General features: G+C 32.2%; 22 protein-coding genes. All 22 read left to right on the top strand.

Going from position 1 to position 21,660, the window contains the following annotated elements:
* Nucleotides 1-174 precede the first annotated feature (174 nt).
* The 22 genes from AC1VNJ_RS16590 to AC1VNJ_RS16485 all read left to right on the top strand — a co-directional run bounded on the left by AC1VNJ_RS16590 (nucleotide 175) and on the right by AC1VNJ_RS16485 (nucleotide 21,631).
* The gene (locus tag AC1VNJ_RS16590) at nucleotides 175-903 is read left to right on the top strand and encodes a YveK family protein (protein ID WP_482641074.1); all 729 of its coding nucleotides are present in this window, start codon (nucleotides 175-177) and stop codon (nucleotides 901-903) included.
* Nucleotides 890-1,549, top strand: a complete 660-nt coding sequence (locus AC1VNJ_RS16585) for a CpsD/CapB family tyrosine-protein kinase (RefSeq protein WP_482641073.1) — start codon at nucleotides 890-892, stop codon at nucleotides 1,547-1,549. Before AC1VNJ_RS16590 ends, AC1VNJ_RS16585 begins: the two co-directional genes overlap by 14 nt.
* 283 nt (nucleotides 1,550-1,832) lie before the next feature.
* Nucleotides 1,833-1,997 (top strand): hypothetical protein, encoded by a 165-nt coding sequence (locus AC1VNJ_RS16580; RefSeq protein ID WP_430247752.1) that lies wholly within the window; start codon nucleotides 1,833-1,835, stop codon nucleotides 1,995-1,997.
* A 16-nt stretch (nucleotides 1,998-2,013) separates the two neighbouring features.
* Complete coding sequence (locus tag AC1VNJ_RS16575) at nucleotides 2,014-3,846, top strand: polysaccharide biosynthesis protein (protein ID WP_430247751.1); 1,833 nt, start codon at nucleotides 2,014-2,016, stop codon at nucleotides 3,844-3,846.
* A gap of 34 nt (nucleotides 3,847-3,880) precedes the next feature.
* Entirely contained in the window at nucleotides 3,881-5,035 is a 1,155-nt protein-coding gene (locus AC1VNJ_RS16570; protein WP_482641072.1) for a glycosyltransferase family 4 protein, read from the top strand.
* A 23-nt stretch (nucleotides 5,036-5,058) separates the two neighbouring features.
* Nucleotides 5,059-6,138 carry a glycosyltransferase family 1 protein gene (locus tag AC1VNJ_RS16565; protein ID WP_482641164.1) on the top strand — a complete coding sequence of 360 codons (1,080 nt, stop codon included), beginning with the start codon at nucleotides 5,059-5,061 and terminating at the stop codon, nucleotides 6,136-6,138.
* On the top strand, nucleotides 6,135-7,019 hold the full coding sequence (locus AC1VNJ_RS16560; RefSeq protein ID WP_430247748.1) for a glycosyltransferase family 2 protein: 885 nt from the start codon (nucleotides 6,135-6,137) through the stop codon (nucleotides 7,017-7,019). Before AC1VNJ_RS16565 ends, AC1VNJ_RS16560 begins: the two co-directional genes overlap by 4 nt.
* 50 nt (nucleotides 7,020-7,069) lie before the next feature.
* Nucleotides 7,070-8,149: an EpsG family protein gene (locus AC1VNJ_RS16555; RefSeq protein WP_482641071.1), complete on the top strand. Its 1,080-nt coding sequence runs from the start codon at nucleotides 7,070-7,072 to the stop codon at nucleotides 8,147-8,149.
* A gap of 19 nt (nucleotides 8,150-8,168) precedes the next feature.
* The gene (gene galE, locus AC1VNJ_RS16550) at nucleotides 8,169-9,251 is read left to right on the top strand and encodes a UDP-glucose 4-epimerase GalE (protein WP_430247746.1); all 1,083 of its coding nucleotides are present in this window, start codon (nucleotides 8,169-8,171) and stop codon (nucleotides 9,249-9,251) included.
* A gap of 12 nt (nucleotides 9,252-9,263) precedes the next feature.
* Nucleotides 9,264-9,413, top strand: coding sequence for a YwzD family small protein (locus AC1VNJ_RS16545; protein ID WP_482641070.1), 150 nt, complete (start codon nucleotides 9,264-9,266; stop codon nucleotides 9,411-9,413).
* Between the two features lie 55 nt (nucleotides 9,414-9,468).
* Nucleotides 9,469-10,068 carry a sugar transferase gene (locus tag AC1VNJ_RS16540; RefSeq protein ID WP_430248567.1) on the top strand — a complete coding sequence of 200 codons (600 nt, stop codon included), beginning with the start codon at nucleotides 9,469-9,471 and terminating at the stop codon, nucleotides 10,066-10,068.
* 1 nt (nucleotide 10,069) lies between these two features.
* Nucleotides 10,070-10,693 (top strand): acetyltransferase, encoded by a 624-nt coding sequence (locus AC1VNJ_RS16535; RefSeq protein WP_482641069.1) that lies wholly within the window; start codon nucleotides 10,070-10,072, stop codon nucleotides 10,691-10,693.
* A 31-nt stretch (nucleotides 10,694-10,724) separates the two neighbouring features.
* Nucleotides 10,725-11,900 carry a DegT/DnrJ/EryC1/StrS family aminotransferase gene (locus AC1VNJ_RS16530; RefSeq protein ID WP_430247743.1) on the top strand — a complete coding sequence of 392 codons (1,176 nt, stop codon included), beginning with the start codon at nucleotides 10,725-10,727 and terminating at the stop codon, nucleotides 11,898-11,900.
* A gap of 20 nt (nucleotides 11,901-11,920) precedes the next feature.
* Nucleotides 11,921-12,265 (top strand): helix-turn-helix domain-containing protein, encoded by a 345-nt coding sequence (locus AC1VNJ_RS16525; protein WP_482641068.1) that lies wholly within the window; start codon nucleotides 11,921-11,923, stop codon nucleotides 12,263-12,265.
* A gap of 41 nt (nucleotides 12,266-12,306) precedes the next feature.
* The gene (locus AC1VNJ_RS16520; protein ID WP_099330925.1) at nucleotides 12,307-13,047 is read left to right on the top strand and encodes a glycosyltransferase family 32 protein; all 741 of its coding nucleotides are present in this window, start codon (nucleotides 12,307-12,309) and stop codon (nucleotides 13,045-13,047) included.
* A 9-nt stretch (nucleotides 13,048-13,056) separates the two neighbouring features.
* Nucleotides 13,057-14,250: a glycosyltransferase gene (locus AC1VNJ_RS16515; RefSeq protein ID WP_099330926.1), complete on the top strand. Its 1,194-nt coding sequence runs from the start codon at nucleotides 13,057-13,059 to the stop codon at nucleotides 14,248-14,250.
* Nucleotides 14,251-14,304: 54 nt separating this feature from the next.
* Nucleotides 14,305-15,330 carry a glycosyltransferase family 2 protein gene (locus tag AC1VNJ_RS16510; protein ID WP_430247741.1) on the top strand — a complete coding sequence of 342 codons (1,026 nt, stop codon included), beginning with the start codon at nucleotides 14,305-14,307 and terminating at the stop codon, nucleotides 15,328-15,330.
* Between the two features lie 8 nt (nucleotides 15,331-15,338).
* Entirely contained in the window at nucleotides 15,339-16,523 is a 1,185-nt protein-coding gene (locus AC1VNJ_RS16505; RefSeq protein WP_430247740.1) for a glycosyltransferase, read from the top strand.
* Between the two features lie 17 nt (nucleotides 16,524-16,540).
* Nucleotides 16,541-17,662, top strand: coding sequence for a polysaccharide pyruvyl transferase family protein (locus tag AC1VNJ_RS16500; protein WP_482641067.1), 1,122 nt, complete (start codon nucleotides 16,541-16,543; stop codon nucleotides 17,660-17,662).
* Nucleotides 17,659-18,846 carry a glycosyltransferase gene (locus AC1VNJ_RS16495; protein ID WP_482641066.1) on the top strand — a complete coding sequence of 396 codons (1,188 nt, stop codon included), beginning with the start codon at nucleotides 17,659-17,661 and terminating at the stop codon, nucleotides 18,844-18,846. The genes AC1VNJ_RS16500 and AC1VNJ_RS16495 overlap by 4 nt, the downstream gene beginning before the upstream one ends.
* Nucleotides 18,847-19,041: 195 nt before the next feature.
* Entirely contained in the window at nucleotides 19,042-20,067 is a 1,026-nt protein-coding gene (locus tag AC1VNJ_RS16490; RefSeq protein ID WP_430247736.1) for a glycosyltransferase, read from the top strand.
* 4 nt (nucleotides 20,068-20,071) lie between these two features.
* Nucleotides 20,072-21,631, top strand: a complete 1,560-nt coding sequence (locus AC1VNJ_RS16485) for a lipopolysaccharide biosynthesis protein (RefSeq protein ID WP_482641065.1) — start codon at nucleotides 20,072-20,074, stop codon at nucleotides 21,629-21,631.
* Nucleotides 21,632-21,660 lie beyond the last annotated feature (29 nt).

Below are 21,660 nucleotides of genomic sequence, written 5' to 3'. Positions count from 1 at the left end.
AAATTAATATTGACTTGTTCTTTATAAAGAATTAAAATTAGGTAGAACCTAATAACTAAAGCTTGTAGCGCATAAGAAAGCACGAGGTCAAGTGAAAGGGTCTTTTTGTTCGTTATAAAGAATTATAATCGTTAGTATTAAGAATACTTAAAAATTGAAGTAAAGGTGGTTCTAATGAGCACAATGGAACAAAAAAATTTTCTCCACCAACCAAAGGGGAAAGACATTAATTTAAAAGAATACTATGAAGTTATTAAAAAACGTATTTGGCTTATCATTGTCATCACTATCTTTACTACGCTGGCTGGCTTTTTTTACAGTCATCAGAATAATACTACAGTATATTATCAAGCCTCCACTAGAGTAGTTGTAGATGTAGATACTCAGAAGATGAGTACGCTTCTAGTAATGGTTAAAGATCCTATAGTGATGGGAAAAGTAACAAAACAGTTAAATTTGAATCAGCCCGCAGAAGCCACAGCAGGTCAAGTGCAGGCGGCGAGCCTTGATGGATCACAAATCATTAGTCTTTCTGCAACAAGTGCGGATCCAACAACTGCTGTTAAAATTGCCAATACCACAGCCAAAGTATTCAAAGAAGAAGTAGGGAATATTTTAGGTATTAAAGAAGTCCAATTATTATCTCCGGCAAAGAATTCTTCTCCTATTGACGGAAATGAAAACCGTACCATTATGCTTGCTTTGATTGCAGGAATTGTAATAGGACTTGGGCTTACTTTTTTATTAGATTCTTTAGATGGCAGAGTAAAAAAAGACAGTGAAGTGGAACAATTATTAGGTGTACCGGTAATAGGAACGATTTCGAGCATGAACAAAAAAAAATTAAAGTCATCTGCTAAAACAGATGTAGAATTAAGGAGTGAGACCATTGTCAGCAAGTAAAAATTCTCAAGTAAAAACATTGAACACACCAATGCTTTTTACCTACTCTCATCCTAATTCTGTTATTTCTGATCAATTTCGTGCGATTAGAGCAAACCTTCACTTTTTAACAAAGGAAAAAACGTGCAAGCTTATTCTTATTACTTCTCCTGAAAAGGGAGAAGGGAAATCAACTACGGCAGCTAACCTAGCTGTTTCCATGGCTCAGCAAGAAGGTAAAATTCTATTAATTGATGCAAATTTAAGAGATCCAGCAATTCAAGATATTTTTAACGTTCCCAATAATGAAGGGTTAATAGATATACTAAAAACTGAAGGATCTTTCGAAAGAGCTGTACATCAAACGAGAATAGAGAATTTAGATATCTTAACGAGCGGTTCTTCTTTGTCTCATTTTGTAGAATTATTAGGTACTAACACGATGCAAAATTTACTTACTAAATTGTCTGCTTTTTATGATGCTATACTAATCGATTCTTCTTCTCTGTTAACATCTCCTGAAACACGAGTATTATCAGCATACTGTGACGGAGTAATATTAACTTTGAAGAGAGACAAAACAACGGTAAAGAAGATAGAGGAAACAAAAAAAGTGTTGGATATTGCAGGAGCTAAATTAGTAGGTGTGGTTATGCATGAAAAATAAAGATATAATTTTTTGTACAGTTGTTCTTAATTAAGAACAATTGAGTTCTTTAAAAAGTTGTTCAATAAAATAGTTTGGCGATGCCTACTTGCCGTTATCAACGCAGGCACTCGATCATGCTGTGGGTTGAAAGAAACCTTAGACGCAAGTCGTCGAAAGTATGGTGTGAGGATGGGTTAGATGCCCATTTTAATGTTTATAAAGCTTTTATGTATACGGTTTTACAAAAAAACGTATACATAAAAGCTTTATTATTTTTATAGTGAAGGAGATGTAAAGTGAAATGGGGAGTTTTGATAATCATCCAAAATCTATTAAAAAAGCTGTTAGATACATCAAACAAGACGCATCTAAAGAGCAGCTGATGGAAATTAGAAAGTTTTTGAATAATACGATTCAAAAAAGGATAAAGGCTCTTGAATTAGACAACCAAAAAATTATCAGTTAAAGAAAGGAGAACGTGTATGACTTATCGCCAAAGGTTGTCTTTATTTATTGTAGTCGATTCTTGTATTGTGATGCTAGCTATTTTTATGAGCCGTTTTCTTGTAGACGCAAGTATTTACGTCATTACTTTTCCTGTCGTTGTAAGTTCACTTACGTTTTTGTTTAGTCATCATTTTTTCTCAATTAGGTTTAAACTTTATAAAAAATCTTGGGAATATGCAAGTATTGGAGAACTAGTCATTATTTTTAAAGTTGTTTCTTATTCTATTCTCTGTGCTGCCATCATTCAGCAACTGATTTTTAAAGAAACATTTTTCAGACTGCTAACTGTGACATGGTTGCTTCATATGTTATTAATGGGCGGGTCACGATTTGTGTGGAGAATGTATCGGGATTCTATTATAAATAAATCAAGCAATAAACAAAGAACGTTAATTATTGGCGCTGGATCTGCGGGTGCTATGGTAGCCAGGCAGCTTTTAAAGAAAAATGAAAGCAACCTTCTTCCTATCGGTTTTATCGATGACAACGTAAAAAAGCATCATCTTGATATCTTAGGTCTTCCTGTACTAGGTGGAGCAAATAAAATAGAAGAAACTGTTAAAGGATTCACCATTGAAAATATTATTATTGCAATTCCTTCTCTTAGTAAAAAGGAATTAAATACTATTTTTCAAGAATGTGCGAAGACAAAAGCGAGAACGCAAACACTGCCCATGCTTGAGCATCTTGTTACAGGGAAAATTTCAGTAAATCAGTTTCGAGATGTGCAAGTAGAGGACCTTTTAGGAAGAGACCCTGTTGAAATGGATGTTGAAAGTATCTCCGGTTATGTTACGAATAAAGTAGTTTTAGTGACGGGTGCCGGCGGGTCAATTGGCTCTGAAATTTCCAGACAAATCTCAAAGTTCAGTCCCAAAAAGCTTATTCTACTTGGTCACGGTGAAAACAGTATTCATTCAATTGAAATGGAACTAAAAAATATGTTTAAAGAGACAAGCATTGAATTTACAACAGAGATTGCCGATTTACAAGATGCTAAGAGAATGATGTCGGTAATGAATATACATAGTCCAGACGTTGTATATCACGCTGCAGCTCATAAGCACGTACCGCTAATGGAGCGTAATCCAGAAGAAGCTGTTAAAAATAACGTAATTGGCACGATGAATGTGGCAAAGGCAGCGAGCTGGCACGGCGTAGGAACTTTTGTCATGATTTCTAGTGATAAAGCAGTGAATCCGACAAGTGTGATGGGGGCAACGAAAAGAATGGCAGAAATGATTATTCAAGGAATGGATGCACATAGCGCTACAAAATTTGTTGCAGTCCGATTTGGGAATGTATTGGGAAGTCGAGGAAGTGTTATTCCGTTATTTAAAAAACAAATTGAAAAAGGAGGACCTGTAACCGTAACTCACCCAGATATGGTTCGCTACTTTATGACAATTCCAGAAGCATCAAGACTTGTTATTCAAGCTGGAGCGTTAGCCGGTGGAGGAGAAATTTTTGTTTTAGATATGGGAGAACCCGTAAAAATAGTAGATCTTGCTAAAAACTTAATAAAGCTATCTGGAAATTCCATCGATGAAATTGGCTTAGAATTTACAGGTATGAGGCCAGGTGAAAAGCTTTTTGAAGAATTGTTGAAAGAAGATGAAATTCATGAACAGCAAGTATATCCAAAAATCTATGTGGGCAAAACGGCAAAACTATATGTAGAAGAAATTAATGAGATCATTGCAACATATGAGACGATGGATAAAGAATTTTTAAGGGAAACGTTATTAAATTTGGCAAATAATAATCTAACTTCGGCTTCTAAACAAATTGTTTCTGTTTCAAGCTGAAGAGGTTGAAACATTATGCAGATAGGTGATATGAGTGACTAAAAAAGTATTATTTTGTGCAACTGTAGATTTTCATTTTAAAGCGTTTCATCTGCCTTATATGGAATGGTTTAAGGAACAAGGATGGGAGGTTCACGTAGCAGCAAGCGGAAATATGGAGCTTCCTTATGTTGATAAAAAATATAACCTTTCGATTCAAAGATCACCCTTGCACCAAGACAACTTGAAAGCTTACAAAGAATTAAAAACGGTGATTAATCATAATAAATACAACCTTATTCATTGTCATACTCCAATGGGGGGAGCGCTAGCGCGTTTAGCGGCACGACAAGCAAGAAAAAAAGGAACGGCCGTTATTTATACTGCTCACGGTTTTCACTTTTGCAAAGGGGCATCTTTTGTGAATTGGCTTCTTTATTATCCGATAGAAAAAATACTCGCTCGTTATACAGACTGCTTAATTACAATCAATCAAGAAGATTACCAATTGGCAACGAAGCGTTTTAAAACGAAACATATTGAACATGTTCATGGAGTGGGAATCAACACAGACAATTTTAAGCCTGCAAACGAAAAAGAAAAAATTCAGCTTAAAAAGTCATTTGGGTATCAGCCAAATGACTTTTTACTATTTTACGCAGCGGAGTTTAATAAAAATAAAAACCAGCGGCTTCTTATTCAGTCGCTAGCACTTATAAAAGATAAAATTCCGCAGGCAAAACTTCTTTTAGCAGGAAAAGGTCCTTTGCTGGAAAAATGCCAAGAACTAGCATCAAACTTAGAAATTTCTCATATGGTGGACTTTTTAGGTTATCGAAACGATCTTCATCAAATTGTTCCAATGTGTGACGTGGCAGTGGCATCAAGTTTTCGTGAAGGGCTGCCTGTGAATATCATGGAAGCCATGGCTTGTGAACTACCGATAGTAGCTCTCAATAATAGAGGTCATAGAGAGCTTATTCAGAACAATAAAAATGGTTGGATTATTGACGATAGTGATCACATTACTGTATTTGCAGATAAAATAGAAATGCTTGCTAGAATTAAAACCTTAAAGTGCAAACTTGGTAAAAATGGAAGGGATATTATTTTGAAGAAATATAGTATTAATAAAGTTCTAATAGAAAAAAAGAAGATTTATAGATCTTATATGCAAGAAACGGAGGATATCAAGTGGAAGGTCCATTAAGGGTATTACATGTTGTAGTCAATATGAATCGAGGCGGCGCTGAAACACTAATTATGAATCTATATCGGAATATCGATCGCTCTAAAGTTCAATTTGACTTTTTGACATGTAAAGAAGGGGTTTTTGACTCAGAAATAATGGAAATGGGAGGGCAAATTCATAGAATTCCTTATATAACAGAAGTAGGTCACGCTGCTTACGTGAAACAGCTGAATCAATTTTTCCAAGAAAATGCCGACTATAAGATTGTTCATTCTCACATGGATAAAATGAGTGGGTTAGTTCTTCGTGCAGCAGAAAAAGCAAACATTTCAGTAAGAATTGCCCATAGTCATAATACTCAAAGTGAAGGAGGATTGGCATCGAAAGTTTATAAATGGTATGTAGGTACCAATATTAAAAGCTCTGCTACTCACTTGTTTGCCTGTTCAAAAGTTGCTGCCCAGTGGTTATTTAAAAAGCAATCCAATGAAACATTCATTCTGAAAAATGGAATTGAATGTAATAAATTTAAATTTTCATCAAATGTTCGAAACAAAATTCGCGAAGAATTGAAACTTGATAATAATTCATTTATTATTGGTCACGTAGGAAGATTCAACCATCAAAAAAATCATTTGTTTTTACTAGAGGTATTTTCTCAACTAACGAAAATTATTCCAAATGCTAAGCTTTTGCTAGCAGGTGGCGGTATATTACAGTCTAATATTGAAGAAAAAATAAAGGAGCTACACTTAGAAGAAAAAGTAAGTATTTTAGGGGTAAGAGAAGACATTCATTTACTGCTTCAAGCTTTTGATGCATTTGTTTTTCCATCTTTCCATGAAGGGCTTCCGGTAACTTTAATAGAGGCTCAAGGAGCAGGGTTGCCTTGCATTATTTCTGACGTAATAACAAAAGAAGTAGATATGGGGGTTGGGCTAGTTCAATATCTGCCTTTAAATGATAAAAATGAGTGGGTTAAAACTATTTTAAAGGTAACGAGTAGCAGTTCATCTAGGAAAGTATCAGAAGAACGTTTAAGTCAGAAAGGATACAACGTACGTAAAACAACGGAATTTATTCAAAAATCGTATATGGAGATGGGAGGAACAGTTAGTTGAAAACATTAACAGTTTTTACTCCAACCTATAATCGAGCATACTGCATTCATCAATGTTACGAGAGCTTAAAAAGACAAACTTGCACCGATTTTATATGGCTAATCATTGATGACGGCTCAACAGATAATACAAAAGAGATTGTTGATGGCTGGATTAATGAAAATATCATTAAAATAAAATACCATTGGCAAAATAACCAAGGAATGCATGGTGCACATAACACAGCTTATGAACTTATTGATACAGAGCTAAACGTTTGCATTGATTCTGATGACTATATGCTAGATGATGCAGTGGAAAAAATTATAGACATGTGGAAGAAGTATGGAAGTAATGAAATTGGTGGAATCATCGGTCTTGATGCTAACCATAACAATGACATCATTGGTACACGATTGCCAGAACATATTACATGTTCCACATTGTTCGATTTATATAACAAGTACAGTGTAACAGGGGATAAAAAGCTGGTTTATCGAACGTCATTAACAAAAAAGTATCCATATCCTTTATTTGAAAATGAAAGGTATGTTGGGTTAGCTTATAAATATCATATGATTGATAAACAATACAAAATGTTACTAATGAATGAAATAATATGTTGTGTAGAATACCTAGAAGACGGATCATCGCGAAACATGTTAAATCAGTATCGTAAAAATCCAAGAGGTTTTGCTTTTTATCGTAAAGAAATGATGAAGCTTCCTTTTGCAAGTCGTTCATTTAAGTTCAGACAAGCTATCCACTATGTATCAAGTAGTTTAATAGGTAAAAACAGGAGCTTTTTACAAGATACACCTAGTAAAGGTTTGACCTTATTGGCAATGCCTCTAGGAATAGCTTTATATTTTTACATTATAACAAGAACAAGGATTGTTTAAAGTTAAAATACTATGATGATCCCGGTTTTTGATTTGAAAGGATTTATCGTATGACTTTTCTTTGGATTAATCTTATTTTAGCATTTATTTTAGCATTTTTTGCTAGATATTTTGCAACCACTTCCATTAGCAATGATTTTACGATTTTAATAAAGCCTAATAAAATTTTAATGTTTGGGGCAGCATCTACGTTGATAGCTGTTGCAGGTCTTAGATCCAATATAGGTGATACATTTAACTATATAAACATATATACTTCCAATGATTTTACATGGGAGTATATTTTAAACAACAAAGATATTGGGTTTGGAATTCTTCAGAGGCAATTAAAAAAAATATCAGAGGATCCTCAGATACTGATATTTACTACTGCTTTGATTACAAACATATTTATTATTTTGGTTTTGTATAAGTATTCAAGGATTTTTGAGTTAAGTGTTTATGTTTATATAACCGGTGGGTTGTTTTTAGTTACAATGAACGGAATTAGACAAACTTTAGCGGCAGCGATTATATTTACAGCAACAAAATTTTTGATAGAAGGAAGTTGGAAAAGGTATTTCTTAGTTGTTATTTTAGCATCCTTTTTTCATCAAAGTGCCCTTATATTAATTCCAATTTACTTTATTGTTAGAAGTAAGGCATGGTCTAAAGCTACAGCTGCTCTCATAGCTTTAGCCATTATAATTGTTTTAGAATTTAATCAATTTTCAACACTGTTATTTTCCGCTATTCAAGATACGCAATATAGTGAATATCAAAATTTCAAAGAAGGTGGGGCTAATATTATAAGAGTAGCAGTAAATGCAGGGCCTTTATTTATTGCTTTTTTAGGACGAGATAAATTAAGAAGAATATTTCCTAACAGCGATCCTATTATCAATATGGCTTTGATTGGCTGCGTGTTTATGTTAATTTCTACTCAAAATTGGATTTTTGCAAGGTTTTGGATTTATTTTAATTTATATCAATTAATTGTGATTTCATGGATTGTAAAGCTATTTCGAGAAAAAGATGAAAAACTTATCTACTATGCCATCTTGGTTCTTTACTTTATCTATTACTATTACGAAAATGTAATTAGCTTAGGAATATTTTATAAAAGTGATTATTTGAATTTAATCCCCTAAAAATTGGAGGAATGAATGAATGGCGGTTCTTGTTACAGGAGGAGCAGGTTATATTGGAAGTCATACGTGCGTAGAGCTATTAAATGCAGGTCATGAAGTCGTGGTTGTAGATAACTTTTTCAACAGCAAACTTGAATCATTAAAACGCGTATCTGACATAACGGGAAAAACATTTAAAACGTATAACGTGGATTTACTCAATCAAGAAGGGCTTGAAAGAGTATTTTCTGAAAATACGATTGAGTCAGTTATTCACTTTGCAGGGCTTAAGGCTGTAGGGGAATCTGTATCTTTTCCTCTTTGGTACTATCATAATAACCTTACGGGTACGTTTGTATTGTGTGACCTGATGAAAAAATACGGAGTGAAAAAACTAGTATTTAGTTCTTCAGCAACCGTATATGGATCAACGGATCAAGTTCCTATATCTGAAGACGCTCCAATAGGAGCTGTGAATCCATACGGAAAAACGAAGCAGATGATAGAAGAGATATTAAGAGATTTATATATATCCGATGAAGCATGGAGTATTACTCTTTTACGATATTTTAATCCCATTGGGGCTCATGAAAGCGGGTTGATTGGAGAAGATCCAAATGGCATTCCAAACAACTTAATGCCATATATTTCGCAAGTAGCAGTCGGTAAACTACAGAGCCTTAATATATTTGGAAGTGATTATTCAACAAAAGATGGGACAGGAGTTAGAGACTACATTCACGTGATTGATTTAGCAAAAGGGCACTTAAAAGCTTTAGAGAAAGTGCGGTCATCAAAAGGTGTGAATACTTACAACCTTGGAACAGGTAAAGGCTATAGTGTATTGGAAATGGTTAAAGCATTTGAAGCGGCTTCTGGGAAAAAAGTTTCTTATACCTTTACGGACCGACGCTCAGGAGATGCAGCCATTTGTTTTGCAGATGTTTCAAAAGCAAAAAATGAGCTTGGCTGGGTTGCCGCTAAAGGAATTAATGAAATGTGCCAGGATACCTGGAGGTGGCAGAAAAATAACCCAGGTGGATATGTTGAAGATCATGACAACTTAATTGAACATAATTTTCCGGTGCGTACTTCCGCAGCGGGTTTTTTAGTGTCTAATTAAGGGGAAATCCCGATGAATATATCTAATATCCTTACTGAAAAAAAGTTGCAGGAAATTCTAGTTAGTTTTTATGAAAAAGGCAATCAATCTCTTGATATTAAACCAACCGATATTGTAAATGAAATTAAACAAATGATTTTAACTGCTGACTCTTCTGATTAGCTAAATAAGCAAAGCAAGAAATAAAAAGTAAAAAAAGAAATAGAAGGTATGCATGATGAAACGAATAATGGATTTAGTCATTTCATTGACTCTATTAATATTATTGTCTCCTGTTATATTGTTCACTGCCATATTGGTTAGATTAAAGATGGGTGCGCCTGTTTTGTTTAAACAGCAGCGTCCTGGAAAAGGTAGTAATCCATTTCACCTTTATAAATTTCGTACAATGGCTAATTTGAAAGACAAGCAAGGAAACCTGCTATCTGATCAAGCACGTTTAACAACAGCGGGACAGTTTCTTAGAAAGTATAGCTTAGACGAACTTCCACAGCTTATTAATGTAGTAAAAGGAGACATGAGTTTAGTCGGGCCAAGACCATTGTTGATGGAATATTTGCCTCTTTATACAGAAGAACAAATGCTTAGACATAATGTGAGACCAGGAATTACCGGTTGGGCTCAAGTAAACGGCAGAAATACGATTACTTGGGAAGAAAAATTCAATATGGATACTTGGTACGTAAGGAACCAAAGCATCTTTCTCGATTTTAAGATCTTGATTCTAACGGTTCTTAAAGTGGTGAAAAAAGAAGGTATTACTCAGCAAGGACATGTAACAATAGAAAAATTCAAAGGAACGAAAGACGTGATCTAACTTGAAAGTTATCGTAATAGGTAATGGCGGACATAGTAAGGTCATTCAAGAAATGATCTCTTCTTTACGCAATTACGAAATTATCGCTATCTTAGATGATAAATATAAAGAAAAAAAAGAAAGAAATGGAATTACGTATGCGCCTTTTTCGTTTCTAAATAAGCTACTTGATACAGATGTAAAAGTTGTGATTGCAATCGGCAGCAATACAGTAAGAAAAAGGCTAGTGGAAACATTAAATTTACGAACAGACCAGTATTTATCGGTTATCCATTCAACGGCAGTTGTAAGTTCAACAGCTATAATTGGAAATGGAACTGTTGTAATGCCGAATGCGGTGATTAATGCAGATGCGGAAATTGGAGAGCATTCCATTATTAACACCGGAGCCATTGTTGAACATGAAAATAAACTTGCAAATTATGTCCACATCTCGCCTAACGCTACCTTAACAGGAAATGTTTCGCTAGGTGAAGGTGTGCATATAGGAGCATCCGCTACTGTTATTCCAGGAATAGAAATTGGTCAGTGGTCGGTGATTGGAGCCGGTTCAACTGTCATCCATCATATTTCTTCTAGTTGCAAAGCGGTAGGATCTCCAGCTAGAGTTATTTATAGCGATTAAACAGAATAAGTAGAAAAGGTGATGACTTTTAATGACTAATTCCAAAATATATCTTTCCCCTCCTCATATGAGCGGAGATGAGAAAAGATATATAGATGAAGCATTTGAAACTAATTGGATTGCGCCACTAGGGACAAATGTAGATGCTTTTGAAAAAGAACTTGCTTCTTATGTAGGGGTTAGTGAAGCGGTTGCAGTAAGTTCAGGAACTGCAGCGATTCATTTGGCTCTTTCTTTATTGGAAGTGACAAAAGGAGATATCGTATTTTGTTCGACTCTGACCTTTGTAGCAAGTGCAAATCCCGTTATTTACCAAGGTGCGGATCCTGTATTCATTGATTCAGAGCCAGAGACATGGAATATGTCACCCGAGGCATTAAAAAGAGCGTTACAGGATGCTTTTATACAAGGAAAGCTTCCCAAAGCAGTGATTGTCGTAAATTTATATGGTCAAAGCGCAAAAATGGACGAGATTCTTTCGCTATGTAATCAATATAATATCCCTGTCATTGAAGACGCAGCTGAATCACTTGGGTCTACCTATAAAGGAAAAGCAAGCGGTACTTTTGGCAAGTTCGGCGTGTATTCTTTTAATGGAAATAAAATTATTACGACATCCGGTGGAGGGATGCTTGTTTCGAATGATGTGGCTGCTTTACAACAAGCCCGCTTTTTAGCAACTCAAGCACGTGATTCAGCACCTCACTATCAGCACAGCCAGCTTGGATACAATTATCGAATGAGTAATATTCTGGCGGGAGTCGGAAGAGCGCAATTGCAAGTATTAGAGAACCGAGTAGAGGCAAGAAGACAGATTTTTGAACGTTATTATCAAGAGTTGGCCGGCTTCACAGGTATTACATTTATGCCGGAGCTATCAAACACAAAAACAAATCGCTGGCTTACCGTTTTAACTATTAATGAAAAAGAAGCGGGAATATCTGCAGCAGAGTTAGTACAAGCGTTCACTGAGCAAAACATTGAAGCACGTCCCGTATGGAAACCGCTCCATATGCAGCCTCTTTTTGAAGGAGTACGTTACTATTCCCATGATGAAAGTAAAGACGTAGCTCAGCAGTTGTTTAACACAGGAATCTGTCTCCCATCAGGTTCAAATATGACGGAAGATGAACAAAACAGAGTGATTAAATGTCTTAAAAAAGCGTTAAATAGAGTCTTAAATGAGGAAGGGATCGTCCAATATTAGAAAATATGAGGTATTGATGAATGATTGGAGAAAAAATCCATGAAATCCGCAAAAAAAAGGGACTGACATTATCTGAACTGGCCGAAAGAGCCAATATGTCCAAGTCCTATTTAAGTAATATCGAGCGTAATCTAAATGATAACCCTTCTATACAAGTAGTCGAAAGAATTGCGGCTGTTTTAAATGTAGATTTACATACACTTATTGAAATCAAACATGAACCTTCACATTTTTTAGAGAATGAATGGCTTCATTTTGTAAATGAATTAAAAAAATCAGGGATTCGAAAAGAACAGCTCCCAGAGTATAAAGCTATTATTGAATTTATAAAATGGCAGAATGAGAAGGTAGAGAATAAAAGATAGAAAATAGTGCAATTAATATCTTTTGAAAAGAGGCATAGAAGGTGAGCAAGAATATTAAAATACCAAAAATTATTCATTATTGCTGGTTTGGAGGAAAAGAAAAGCCAGACATAGTAAAAAGATGTATAGATACCTGGGGGAAACATTTATCAGACTACGAAATAATAGAGTGGAATGAAAAGAACTTTGATATAAATTGTAATTCTTATGTAAAAGAGGCGTATGACTCTAAAAAATTTGCTTTTGTTAGTGATTACGCAAGGATACATGCTTTATATAATCTTGGCGGCATTTACTTAGATACTGATGTTGAAGTTTTCAAGTCTTTCAATAATCTATTATATCATGACTCATTTTGGGGGTTTGAACAAGAGAATTTTATAGCTACTAGTACAATTGGAGCAGCTAAAAAAAATGAAATAATAAAGGTATTTTTGGATTCATATCAAGAAAAAAGCTTTCTGAAAAAGGATGGGAAAATTGATCAATTAACGAATGTAGCAATCGTAACCAATATTTTAGAGAATATTGGACTTAAAAAGAACGGAGAATATCAAGAAATCCATGACCTAGGAACTTTTTATCCTCAAACATATTTTTCTCCTTACGACTATATAAATTGCAGGAAATTAATTACGAAAGACACATATGCTATGCACCACTTTTATAAAAGTTGGTTGCCACCCAAGGTTAGGTTTAAAAGTAACCTCAAAGCTTTAACTGCTAAAATAATAGGTGGAGATAATATAGCAAGAATCAGAAAGGTAGTTTCTAGAACATAGGGGGTTAAGATGAATAACATATTAATAGCCTCTTTTGATATGGAAGTTGGAGGAGTCGAAAGAAGTCTAATCAGTATGCTTGAAAATTTTGATTACACAAATTATGCAGTCGATCTGATGCTGTATAAACATCAAGGTGATTTCTTGGGGTTACTGTCAGATAAAATTAGCTTATTGGAGGAAGTTCCTCAATATACAACATTCAGAAAATCTATAGGGGAAACGATAAAAGATAGACATTATTCCATTGGAATATCAAGAATTTTTTCTAAGATAAATGCTGATCTCAAAGGAAAAATGAAAGGAATTACAGAACCAGGTTATTATCAAATGCAACTCATGTGGCAATATGCATTACCCTTTCTTCCTAAAATGGAAAAAGAGTATGATATAGCAATTAGTTATCTATGGCCTCATTACTTTATCGCTGAAAAAGTAAAAGCCAAGAAAAAAATTGCTTGGATTCATACAGACTACTCCACAATTGAACCCGATAAAAAGATGGATTTGAAAATGTGGCACCAATTCGATTATATAATCGCAGTTTCAGAAGCATGCAAGAACTCATTTTTAAAAAAATATAGTGAATTAGAAAATAAAGTTTTGGTTATAGAAAATATTACCTCTCCTGATTTTGCTGAAAAAATGGCAAATGAGGAACTGGAAAATCCAATGATTAAGGATAATCGGTTTAAAATTGTAACAGTAGCAAGATTATCGCATGCAAAAGGAATTGATAATGCCGTTAAAGCGTTAAAGCTATTAAGAGATAGAGGGTACAATAATATTTCTTGGTATGTAGTTGGATATGGTGGAGACGAAGCTATAATCAAAGAATTAATATCTAAGCATGATTTAGAAGATAGCTTTATTCTGCTGGGTAAACAAACAAATCCGTATCCATTTATAAAGGAGGCGGACCTTTATGTCCAGCCGTCTAGATATGAGGGAAAAGCTGTTACAGTAGGCGAAGCTCAAATTCTTTCTAAACCGGTCCTGGTAACTAACTATACTACTGCACAAAGTCAAGTTCAAAACGGAATTGATGGATATATATGTGAAATGTCCATTGAAGGTATAGCCATTGGAATAGAAAAGCTATTCAAGAACCCACAGCAACGAAACGAGTTGACTAATAATTGTAAGAGCACAGATTACAGTAATTGTAATGAATTGGAAAAATTATATAAGGTGATTAATTAGAAATCAACGTACTCAAAAATGAATAAAACATAAAAGAGTACAAGGGAGGCAAGAATGACTCCAAAAGTAAGTATTGTTATACCGGTTTACAATTGTGAAAAGTATATTAGTAAGTGTTTAGAAAGCGTACTAAATCAAACTTATCGAAATATTGAGGTAATAATAATAAATGATGGTTCAACTGATAATACTGAAAAGATAATTAATAATTATAAAGAAAAAGATAATCGAATTATGTATTACTATCAAGCTAATAGGGGACCTTCCGAAGCTCGAAATAAGGGCATTTTAAATTCAACGAGTGAATATTTAATTTTTATAGACTCTGATGATACAGTTGATCAAAAGTATGTTGAACTTTTAATAAATGAAATGGTAAATTCAAAATCTGACTTGGTATGCTGTGGATATAAGGATATTTCTGGATACGGAATAGTGGATTATACAGATTTTAATATTGGAAATAGTATGTCACTACAGTCTGTTACAGATATGGTTTGTCAAGGAACAGGAGGAGTTCTCTGGAGCAAAATATTTAAAAAGGAAATTATTCTTAAGCACAGTTTAAAAATGGATAAACGAATTTTTATGTGTGAGGATCTAGTTTTTGTTCTACAGTACGTTTCCCAATGTAAATCATTTAGTGCAATCAATGACTATTTATACCATTATAATAGACTTAATCAAAACAGTATTAGCTCTAATATTTCAATTGATTACGTACAAAACTTTATTCATGTTTGGAAAGCCATAGAGAAGATAGTTATTTCTGTTAATAAAGATCGACAAAAAACGAGTGAATTGATTGGAAAAAGAATTCAAGAAGTGATGATAACATTAATAGAGGAGCAAAGTAGAAATATAAGGGAACTAGGAATGAAAAATGCTAGTTACAAGGTAGGAGAAATTTTAGAGATACCTTATATTAAGGCCTATCAAGGTAATTTTTCAACTGACAATTATCTTTACAAGCCTTATATATTTTTTATGAAAATTAAATTTGTAAAAATGAGCATTGTTTACGGAATATATTTAAATGTATTAAGATCGTTTAAAAAAATATTAACAAGGAGAAAATAGGTGTATCCATGAGAAAAAAACTATTATTTGTTATTGATTCACTAACCATTGGTGGGGCAGAAAAAAGCTTAGTATCTTTGTTGAATATGATCGATTCTACAAAATACGAAATAGATTTAATGATGTTTAAGAAAGGAGGAGACTTTGAAAGATATATTCCTGAATATGTAAATGTTTTACCACTACCAAAATATTTCTTATTTTTAAATGAAAGAAACTTTTTCATCAATAGAAATATTAAATACCTAAATTATAGGTTGAAAACTTCTTTAAATTTAAGACTTAATAATTATAAGAAAAATACTTTACACAGTGAACAAGTTGTTTTTAATAGTATAAAAAGAATACTTGATTACATTGAAAAAGAGTACGATGTGGCTATAGCATATAGCCAAGGGATGCCTACATATTTTGTTGCAAATAAAGTTAAAGCGTCTAAAAAATTAGCATGGATTAACATCGACTATATAACTACACTATATGACAAGGATTTAGACTACGAGTCTTATAAAAATATAGACAAAATAGTCACAGTTTCAGAGTATACCAAAAAATCAGTATCCAAAATGAGAGATGAGTATTCACATAAAGTTAATATGATTTTGGATATAGTAAATCCAAAGATGATTCGTAAGATGGCCGATGAATTCGAAGTTAACGAATTTGATAATTCCGTAACTAATATAGTTACAGTAGGTAGGCTAGCTGGACAGAAAGCTTATGACAGAGCTATTAAAGTATCTAAATTGTTAAAAGAGTCAGGTTATAAATTTAGATGGTTCGGAGTTGGAGATGGTCCAGAAAGAAAAAAATTACAAGAGTTAATAGATAGATATGATTTAAATGATTATTTTATAATGCTTGGAAAGAAGATAAACCCATATCCCTATATGAAAAACTGTGATATATATGTACAAACGTCTATAAAAGAAGGATTTGGCCTCACTGTAAGTGAAGCTAAGATATTACAAAGACCTATTGTATGTACCAGCTTTCCTACAGCAAAAGAAATAATCAATAATGAAGTAGACGGCTTAATAGTAGATCATAATATAGATAGTATATATAACGGAATAAAAAAATATCTAGATGACATTTCCTTTAAAAAAAAGGTTATTAAAGAGCTAAACTCTATAGAACCTTATAGTTCGGTAGACCAGTTAGAAAAATTTTATAAATTAGTAGAAAATTAATGTGAGGTGATAATCTAGTGAAGAAGATTTTTGTAGATATTTATTTAGCATTCAACCTAGGAGATGATTTATTTTTAGACGTTCTTGCAAAGAAATATCCTAGCTGTAAGTTTACAGTTAATCATATAAGTAAAAATTATGACAAATTTATCTCTCAATATAACAATGTTAATAGAAGAAAGTACACAGCATTTAACAAAATTGCACAGCGTCTTAAAATAGCAGACACTATCACTAACTATGACAAGGTAGCGGAAGAACATGATGCAATGGTTTTTATAGGGGGTTCTATTTTTAGAGAAGAAGATTATCATCATTCGTTGTATCAAGGTAGAATGAAAATGGTTAGAGAGTTTAAAAAAAGAGATAAACCAATCTTTATATTGGGTGCAAACTTTGGACCATTTGAGACAGAAGAATTTATTAACGATTATAAACAGTTCTTTAAATTATGTGATGATGTTTGTTTTAGGGACTTGTATTCATATAGGCTATTTAAGAATCTGCCGCAAGTTAGATATTCACCAGATATAGTTTTTCAAATGGATGTAAATGAATACAAAACCGTATCAAGTGAAAATAAAGTCGGATTTTCAATCATAGACGTTAGACATAAGGAAGGACTGTTAAATTATTACAATGAATATATAAATAGTACAGTAAGATCAATAGAATTATTAGCAGGTAAAGGCTATGAGTGCTGTCTAATGTCTTTTTGTGAACAAGAAGGAGATTTAGACTTAATCAAGACAATAATGTCAAAGCTTTCTCCCAATATAATCAAAAAAATATCAATGTATGATTATAAAGGAAATTTAAAAGAAGCTATTAAATTAATAGCTTCTTTTAAATTGTTTGTTTCAGCAAGATTTCATGCAAACATCATTGGGTTACTACTTGAGGTGGGTATTATGCCTATCATTTATAGTCCAAAAACCACAAACATGCTTAAAGATATTAATCTCGATGAAATTCTTGTAGATATGAAGAACCTTCATTTACAGTATGATGAAAATATTATTAATAAATCGTTTCATAATAAAACAAATTTAGACTCTATATCTTTAGGTGCTGCTAACCAGTTTAAAAAATTGGGGGAGTTTATTAACATGAAAGATGTTTATCGAGGGATAGTATGAAAAAGAAAATTGTCTTTATGATTATTAATATGAATGTAGGTGGAACTGAAAAAGCGTTGTTAAATATGATATCGGAAATTCCAAAAGATAAGTATGATATTACTATTTTAATGTTAGAAGAGTATGGGGGATTTTTGAACTCTATTCCTAGGGAAGTTAATGTTGAATATTTAAATGAGTACAAAAAAATAAAAGATGTACTTAACAATCCTCCACATATTACCTCATTAAATTTGTTTAAAAAAGGTAAAGTACTCGAGGCATTTAAATTATCAATAGTGCATCTACTATCCAAAATTACAAAAGATAGAAGTATTTTCTTTCAGCATGTACTAAAAAAATATCCTGTATTAAAAGGTGAATATGATATGGCAGTAGCTTATGCGGGTCCAATGGACTTTATAAGTTATTTTATTGTAAATAATATAAGAGCTAAAAAGAAAATTCAATGGGTTCATTTTGATATAACAAAAATCGGATTTAATAAACAATTTGCATCTAAAATATATAATAAATTCGATAAGATATTTGTGGTGTCAGAAGAAGCAAGGAGTAAATTTGTTAAAATGGTTCCTCAATTAAAAGAGAAATCGGAAGTTTTTTTAAACATAGTATCTCCAAACATAATTCATAATCAATCAAAAGAAGGAAAAGGATTTAAGGACAGTTTTGATGGGTTAAGAATCTTAACTGTTGGAAGGTTAACAATAGAAAAAGGACAAGATCTAGCTATTCAGGCACTATCAAAGTTAATTAAGCATGGTTATAAAGTTAAATGGTACTGTATAGGTGAAGGGAATTCAAAAGGAAAATATGAAAAGCTAGTTGAAAGGTACAACCTCCATGAACATTTTATTTTTTTAGGAGCAGATCCGAATCCGTATCCCTATATTAATCAATGTGATATATATGTACAACCATCTAGGTATGAAGGATACTGCATAACAATTATGGAGGCCAGATGTTTAAAGAAACCTATTGTAACAACAGACGTTAATGGGGCAAGAGAACAAATAGTAAATGAAGAGAATGGACTAATTGTAGGTATTGATGAAAATGAAATTTACAAAGCAGTTGAAAAATTAATAAACAGTAAGGAATTGAGAAACAAGTTTTCAAGTAACCTATCTAATGAAAATTTCAATTCTGCTATTGAAATGAAAAAATTATTTAATGTTTTCTAAATTTATATTAATAATTGGTTTGGTTAAGAAATTAGAAGTTTTTTCAAAAAATATAAATGTTAATTAAAGAGTAATAATAGGGAGTTAAAAAAGCAGTGATATTAAATCTAATTTTTATACATTTTCTTAAGACATGAATTAAAGTTGTAAACAAAAAGTATTCACTAATTTTTGCTTATTAAGGAGGATTGATCTATGCCGTTAATTAGTATAATTATGCCAATATATAATGTTGAGCAATATTTACATGATTGTATAAATTCAATACTAGAACAAACATTTGAAGATTTCGAACTAATACTTATTAATGATGGTTCACCAGATAAATGTGGCGAAATTTGCGATTATTATGCAGCAAAAGATAAACGAATTAAAGTAATTCATAAAAAAAATGAGGGGGTATCTTCTGCTCGTAATACAGGCATTAACGTTGCAAAAGGAGAGTATTTAGCATTTATTGATCCGGATGATACAATTGAATCCAATATGTATGAAATACTTATAAAAGCTGCTTTAACTTATAGAACAGATATTGTCGTTTGTCCAATTAAAACTATTCATTTAATTAGTGGAAATACCTATGTTTCTTCTGTCTGGAAGGATATAAATGTTATAGTGAATAAAGAAGTAATACAGAATGAAATTATACCAGCTATTATATGCGGTGAAACATATAGTTTAGTATCAAGTGTGAACAAACTATATAGGAAATCTCTTTTTGACAAGCTAAAGATAAGGTTTGATGAACAAAAACATCATAGTGAAGATGTAAGGCTAAATTTTGTATTACTAACGTTTATAGAAAACATAGTATTTATTGAGCAACCTTTATATAACTATTATGTAAGAAAAAGAGATTCATTAACACAGATATTTAGAGAAAATTTATATGAATACGCAGTCGATAATAAAAAATTTATGATAGAACTTTGCAAAAAATATAATTTAGAAAAACATATAGATACTGTAAGGAACCATTATACTGCTGTTACATTAGGGTTTATGCAGCAAGTCGTATTTGCGGACCTATCAACTCGTAATAAATACAAAATAATATCAAATATTCTCAATGATAAAGACTTTATTGAAGACATATTAGAATACAAGAGCTCTACCGTTTATTATAAATTTTTAAAATATGTATGTTTTACTAAAAATGAAAAATTACTTTTCTACCTAATAAGATTTAAGAAAAATTTTCAAATCTTATTAACGAGGTGAAAATATGAGAACAACAAATTCCATAAAAAATATGTCTATCGGAATATTAAGTGCTCTTGTTATTACGGTACTGGGATTTATTTCTAGAAAGGTTTTTCTAGATAGTTTAGGTGTTGAATATCTTGGGATTAACGGTTTACTGACTAATGTCTTGTCTATGATTGCTTTAATAGAAGGTGGGATAGGAGCTAGCATCATATATCACCTTTACAAACCATTAGCTGATAATGATAAACCTAAAATCATTGCTTTCATACAATTATATAAAAAAGCATATAGGATTTTAGCACTATTAATTTTTATTCTTAGTATTTTACTATACCCTTTTTTAAACAAAATATTGGAAAATAATGGTGGTATATCACATAATATTCTCACAATAGCGTATTTTCTATTTGTGTGCAAGAACATGATTTCTTACTTAAACGCTTATAAGATATCTTTAATAAATGCTGACCAAAAACAATATATTTTAACTAGGGTAAATATTGGTTTTCAAGTGTTTACTACTCTATCCAAAATAATAATCTTAATTTATACTACAAATTTTATTCTGTATTTAATTATAGAGCTTTTGGTATTTTTAATACAAACAATCTATAATGGATGGATTGTGGAAAGAAGATATCCTTATATTAAAACAAAAGAGAAATATAATATTAGTGAAGAAGAAAAAACGAGTTTAATTAAAAACGTAAAGGCATTATTTTTTCATAACATTGGCACATTTTGTGTATTTGGGACAGATAATATCTTGATAGCATCTTTTATAAGTGTCGTAACAGTTGGATTTTATTCTAATTATACAATGATAATCGGACAATTAGGTTCATTTTTATCCCCTGTTTTGGATGGAATTGGATCTAGTATAGGCAATTTGATTGCTAAAGAAAGTAAGGTTAAAAGTTACTCGATCTTTAAAACTGTTTATTTAATTAACTTTTGGGTATATTCTGTTTGCGTGATATTTTTGTATGTATTATTAGAGCCCTTCATTAATTGGTGGCTTGGTCAGGGATATTTATTAGACTCTCTTACATTTATAGTGATATTGTTTAATTTTTATATTACAGGAATGAGAGGATCTATTTTAACTTTTAAAACAAAAGCTGGAATTTTTGTTCAAGATCAGTACGTTCCCCTAGTAGAAGCAATTATTAATTTAGGTGTATCATTAATCTTGGTTCAATACATAGGGTTGGCTGGAATTTTTCTTGGAACCACGATAAGCACTCTTAGTATAGTCTTTTGGAACGTGCCTCGTTTAGTTTATAAACATGTATTTCAGGTTTCAGTTTGGTCATATTTTATTAAATATCTTTTATATATGGTATTAACAATTTTCACGTGTTTTATTACAGTAAGTACATGCAACTTCCTTGTAGTTGGAGATACCTTATTATCTTTAGTGGCAAAAGGAATTTTATGTATATTTATACCGAATGTGTTATACTTAACGATATTTTATAGAAGTCAGGAATTTCAGTATATAAATAAAATTGTAGGTAATTTATTTGGAGGTATAATAGGAAAAGTAAAAAGAGGTCATAGAAAAGTCATTTAATATAATCTATTTTATTACCCGAAGCTGTG

The organism is Priestia sp. 3CA3, assembly GCF_056836725.1.
The sequence above is the reverse complement of the archived record's forward strand: the minus strand, read 5'-3'. Positions and strand labels throughout refer to the sequence as shown.

Coding starts and splice junctions, on each gene's coding strand:
- galE (WP_430247746.1), top strand. CDS start 8,169: ATGGCGGTTCTTGTTACAGGAGGAGCAGGTTATATTGGAAGTCATACG.
- AC1VNJ_RS16490 (WP_430247736.1), top strand. CDS start 19,042: ATGCCGTTAATTAGTATAATTATGCCAATATATAATGTTGAGCAATAT.
- AC1VNJ_RS16530 (WP_430247743.1), top strand. CDS start 10,725: ATGACTAATTCCAAAATATATCTTTCCCCTCCTCATATGAGCGGAGAT.
- AC1VNJ_RS16540 (WP_430248567.1), top strand. CDS start 9,469: ATGAAACGAATAATGGATTTAGTCATTTCATTGACTCTATTAATATTA.
- AC1VNJ_RS16515 (WP_099330926.1), top strand. CDS start 13,057: ATGAATAACATATTAATAGCCTCTTTTGATATGGAAGTTGGAGGAGTC.
- AC1VNJ_RS16485 (WP_482641065.1), top strand. CDS start 20,072: ATGAGAACAACAAATTCCATAAAAAATATGTCTATCGGAATATTAAGT.
- AC1VNJ_RS16545 (WP_482641070.1), top strand. CDS start 9,264: ATGAATATATCTAATATCCTTACTGAAAAAAAGTTGCAGGAAATTCTA.
- AC1VNJ_RS16580 (WP_430247752.1), top strand. CDS start 1,833: ATGGGGAGTTTTGATAATCATCCAAAATCTATTAAAAAAGCTGTTAGA.
- AC1VNJ_RS16495 (WP_482641066.1), top strand. CDS start 17,659: ATGAAAAAGAAAATTGTCTTTATGATTATTAATATGAATGTAGGTGGA.
- AC1VNJ_RS16525 (WP_482641068.1), top strand. CDS start 11,921: ATGATTGGAGAAAAAATCCATGAAATCCGCAAAAAAAAGGGACTGACA.
- AC1VNJ_RS16575 (WP_430247751.1), top strand. CDS start 2,014: ATGACTTATCGCCAAAGGTTGTCTTTATTTATTGTAGTCGATTCTTGT.
- AC1VNJ_RS16590 (WP_482641074.1), top strand. CDS start 175: ATGAGCACAATGGAACAAAAAAATTTTCTCCACCAACCAAAGGGGAAA.
- AC1VNJ_RS16565 (WP_482641164.1), top strand. CDS start 5,059: ATGAATCGAGGCGGCGCTGAAACACTAATTATGAATCTATATCGGAAT.
- AC1VNJ_RS16555 (WP_482641071.1), top strand. CDS start 7,070: ATGACTTTTCTTTGGATTAATCTTATTTTAGCATTTATTTTAGCATTT.
- AC1VNJ_RS16505 (WP_430247740.1), top strand. CDS start 15,339: ATGAGAAAAAAACTATTATTTGTTATTGATTCACTAACCATTGGTGGG.
- AC1VNJ_RS16510 (WP_430247741.1), top strand. CDS start 14,305: ATGACTCCAAAAGTAAGTATTGTTATACCGGTTTACAATTGTGAAAAG.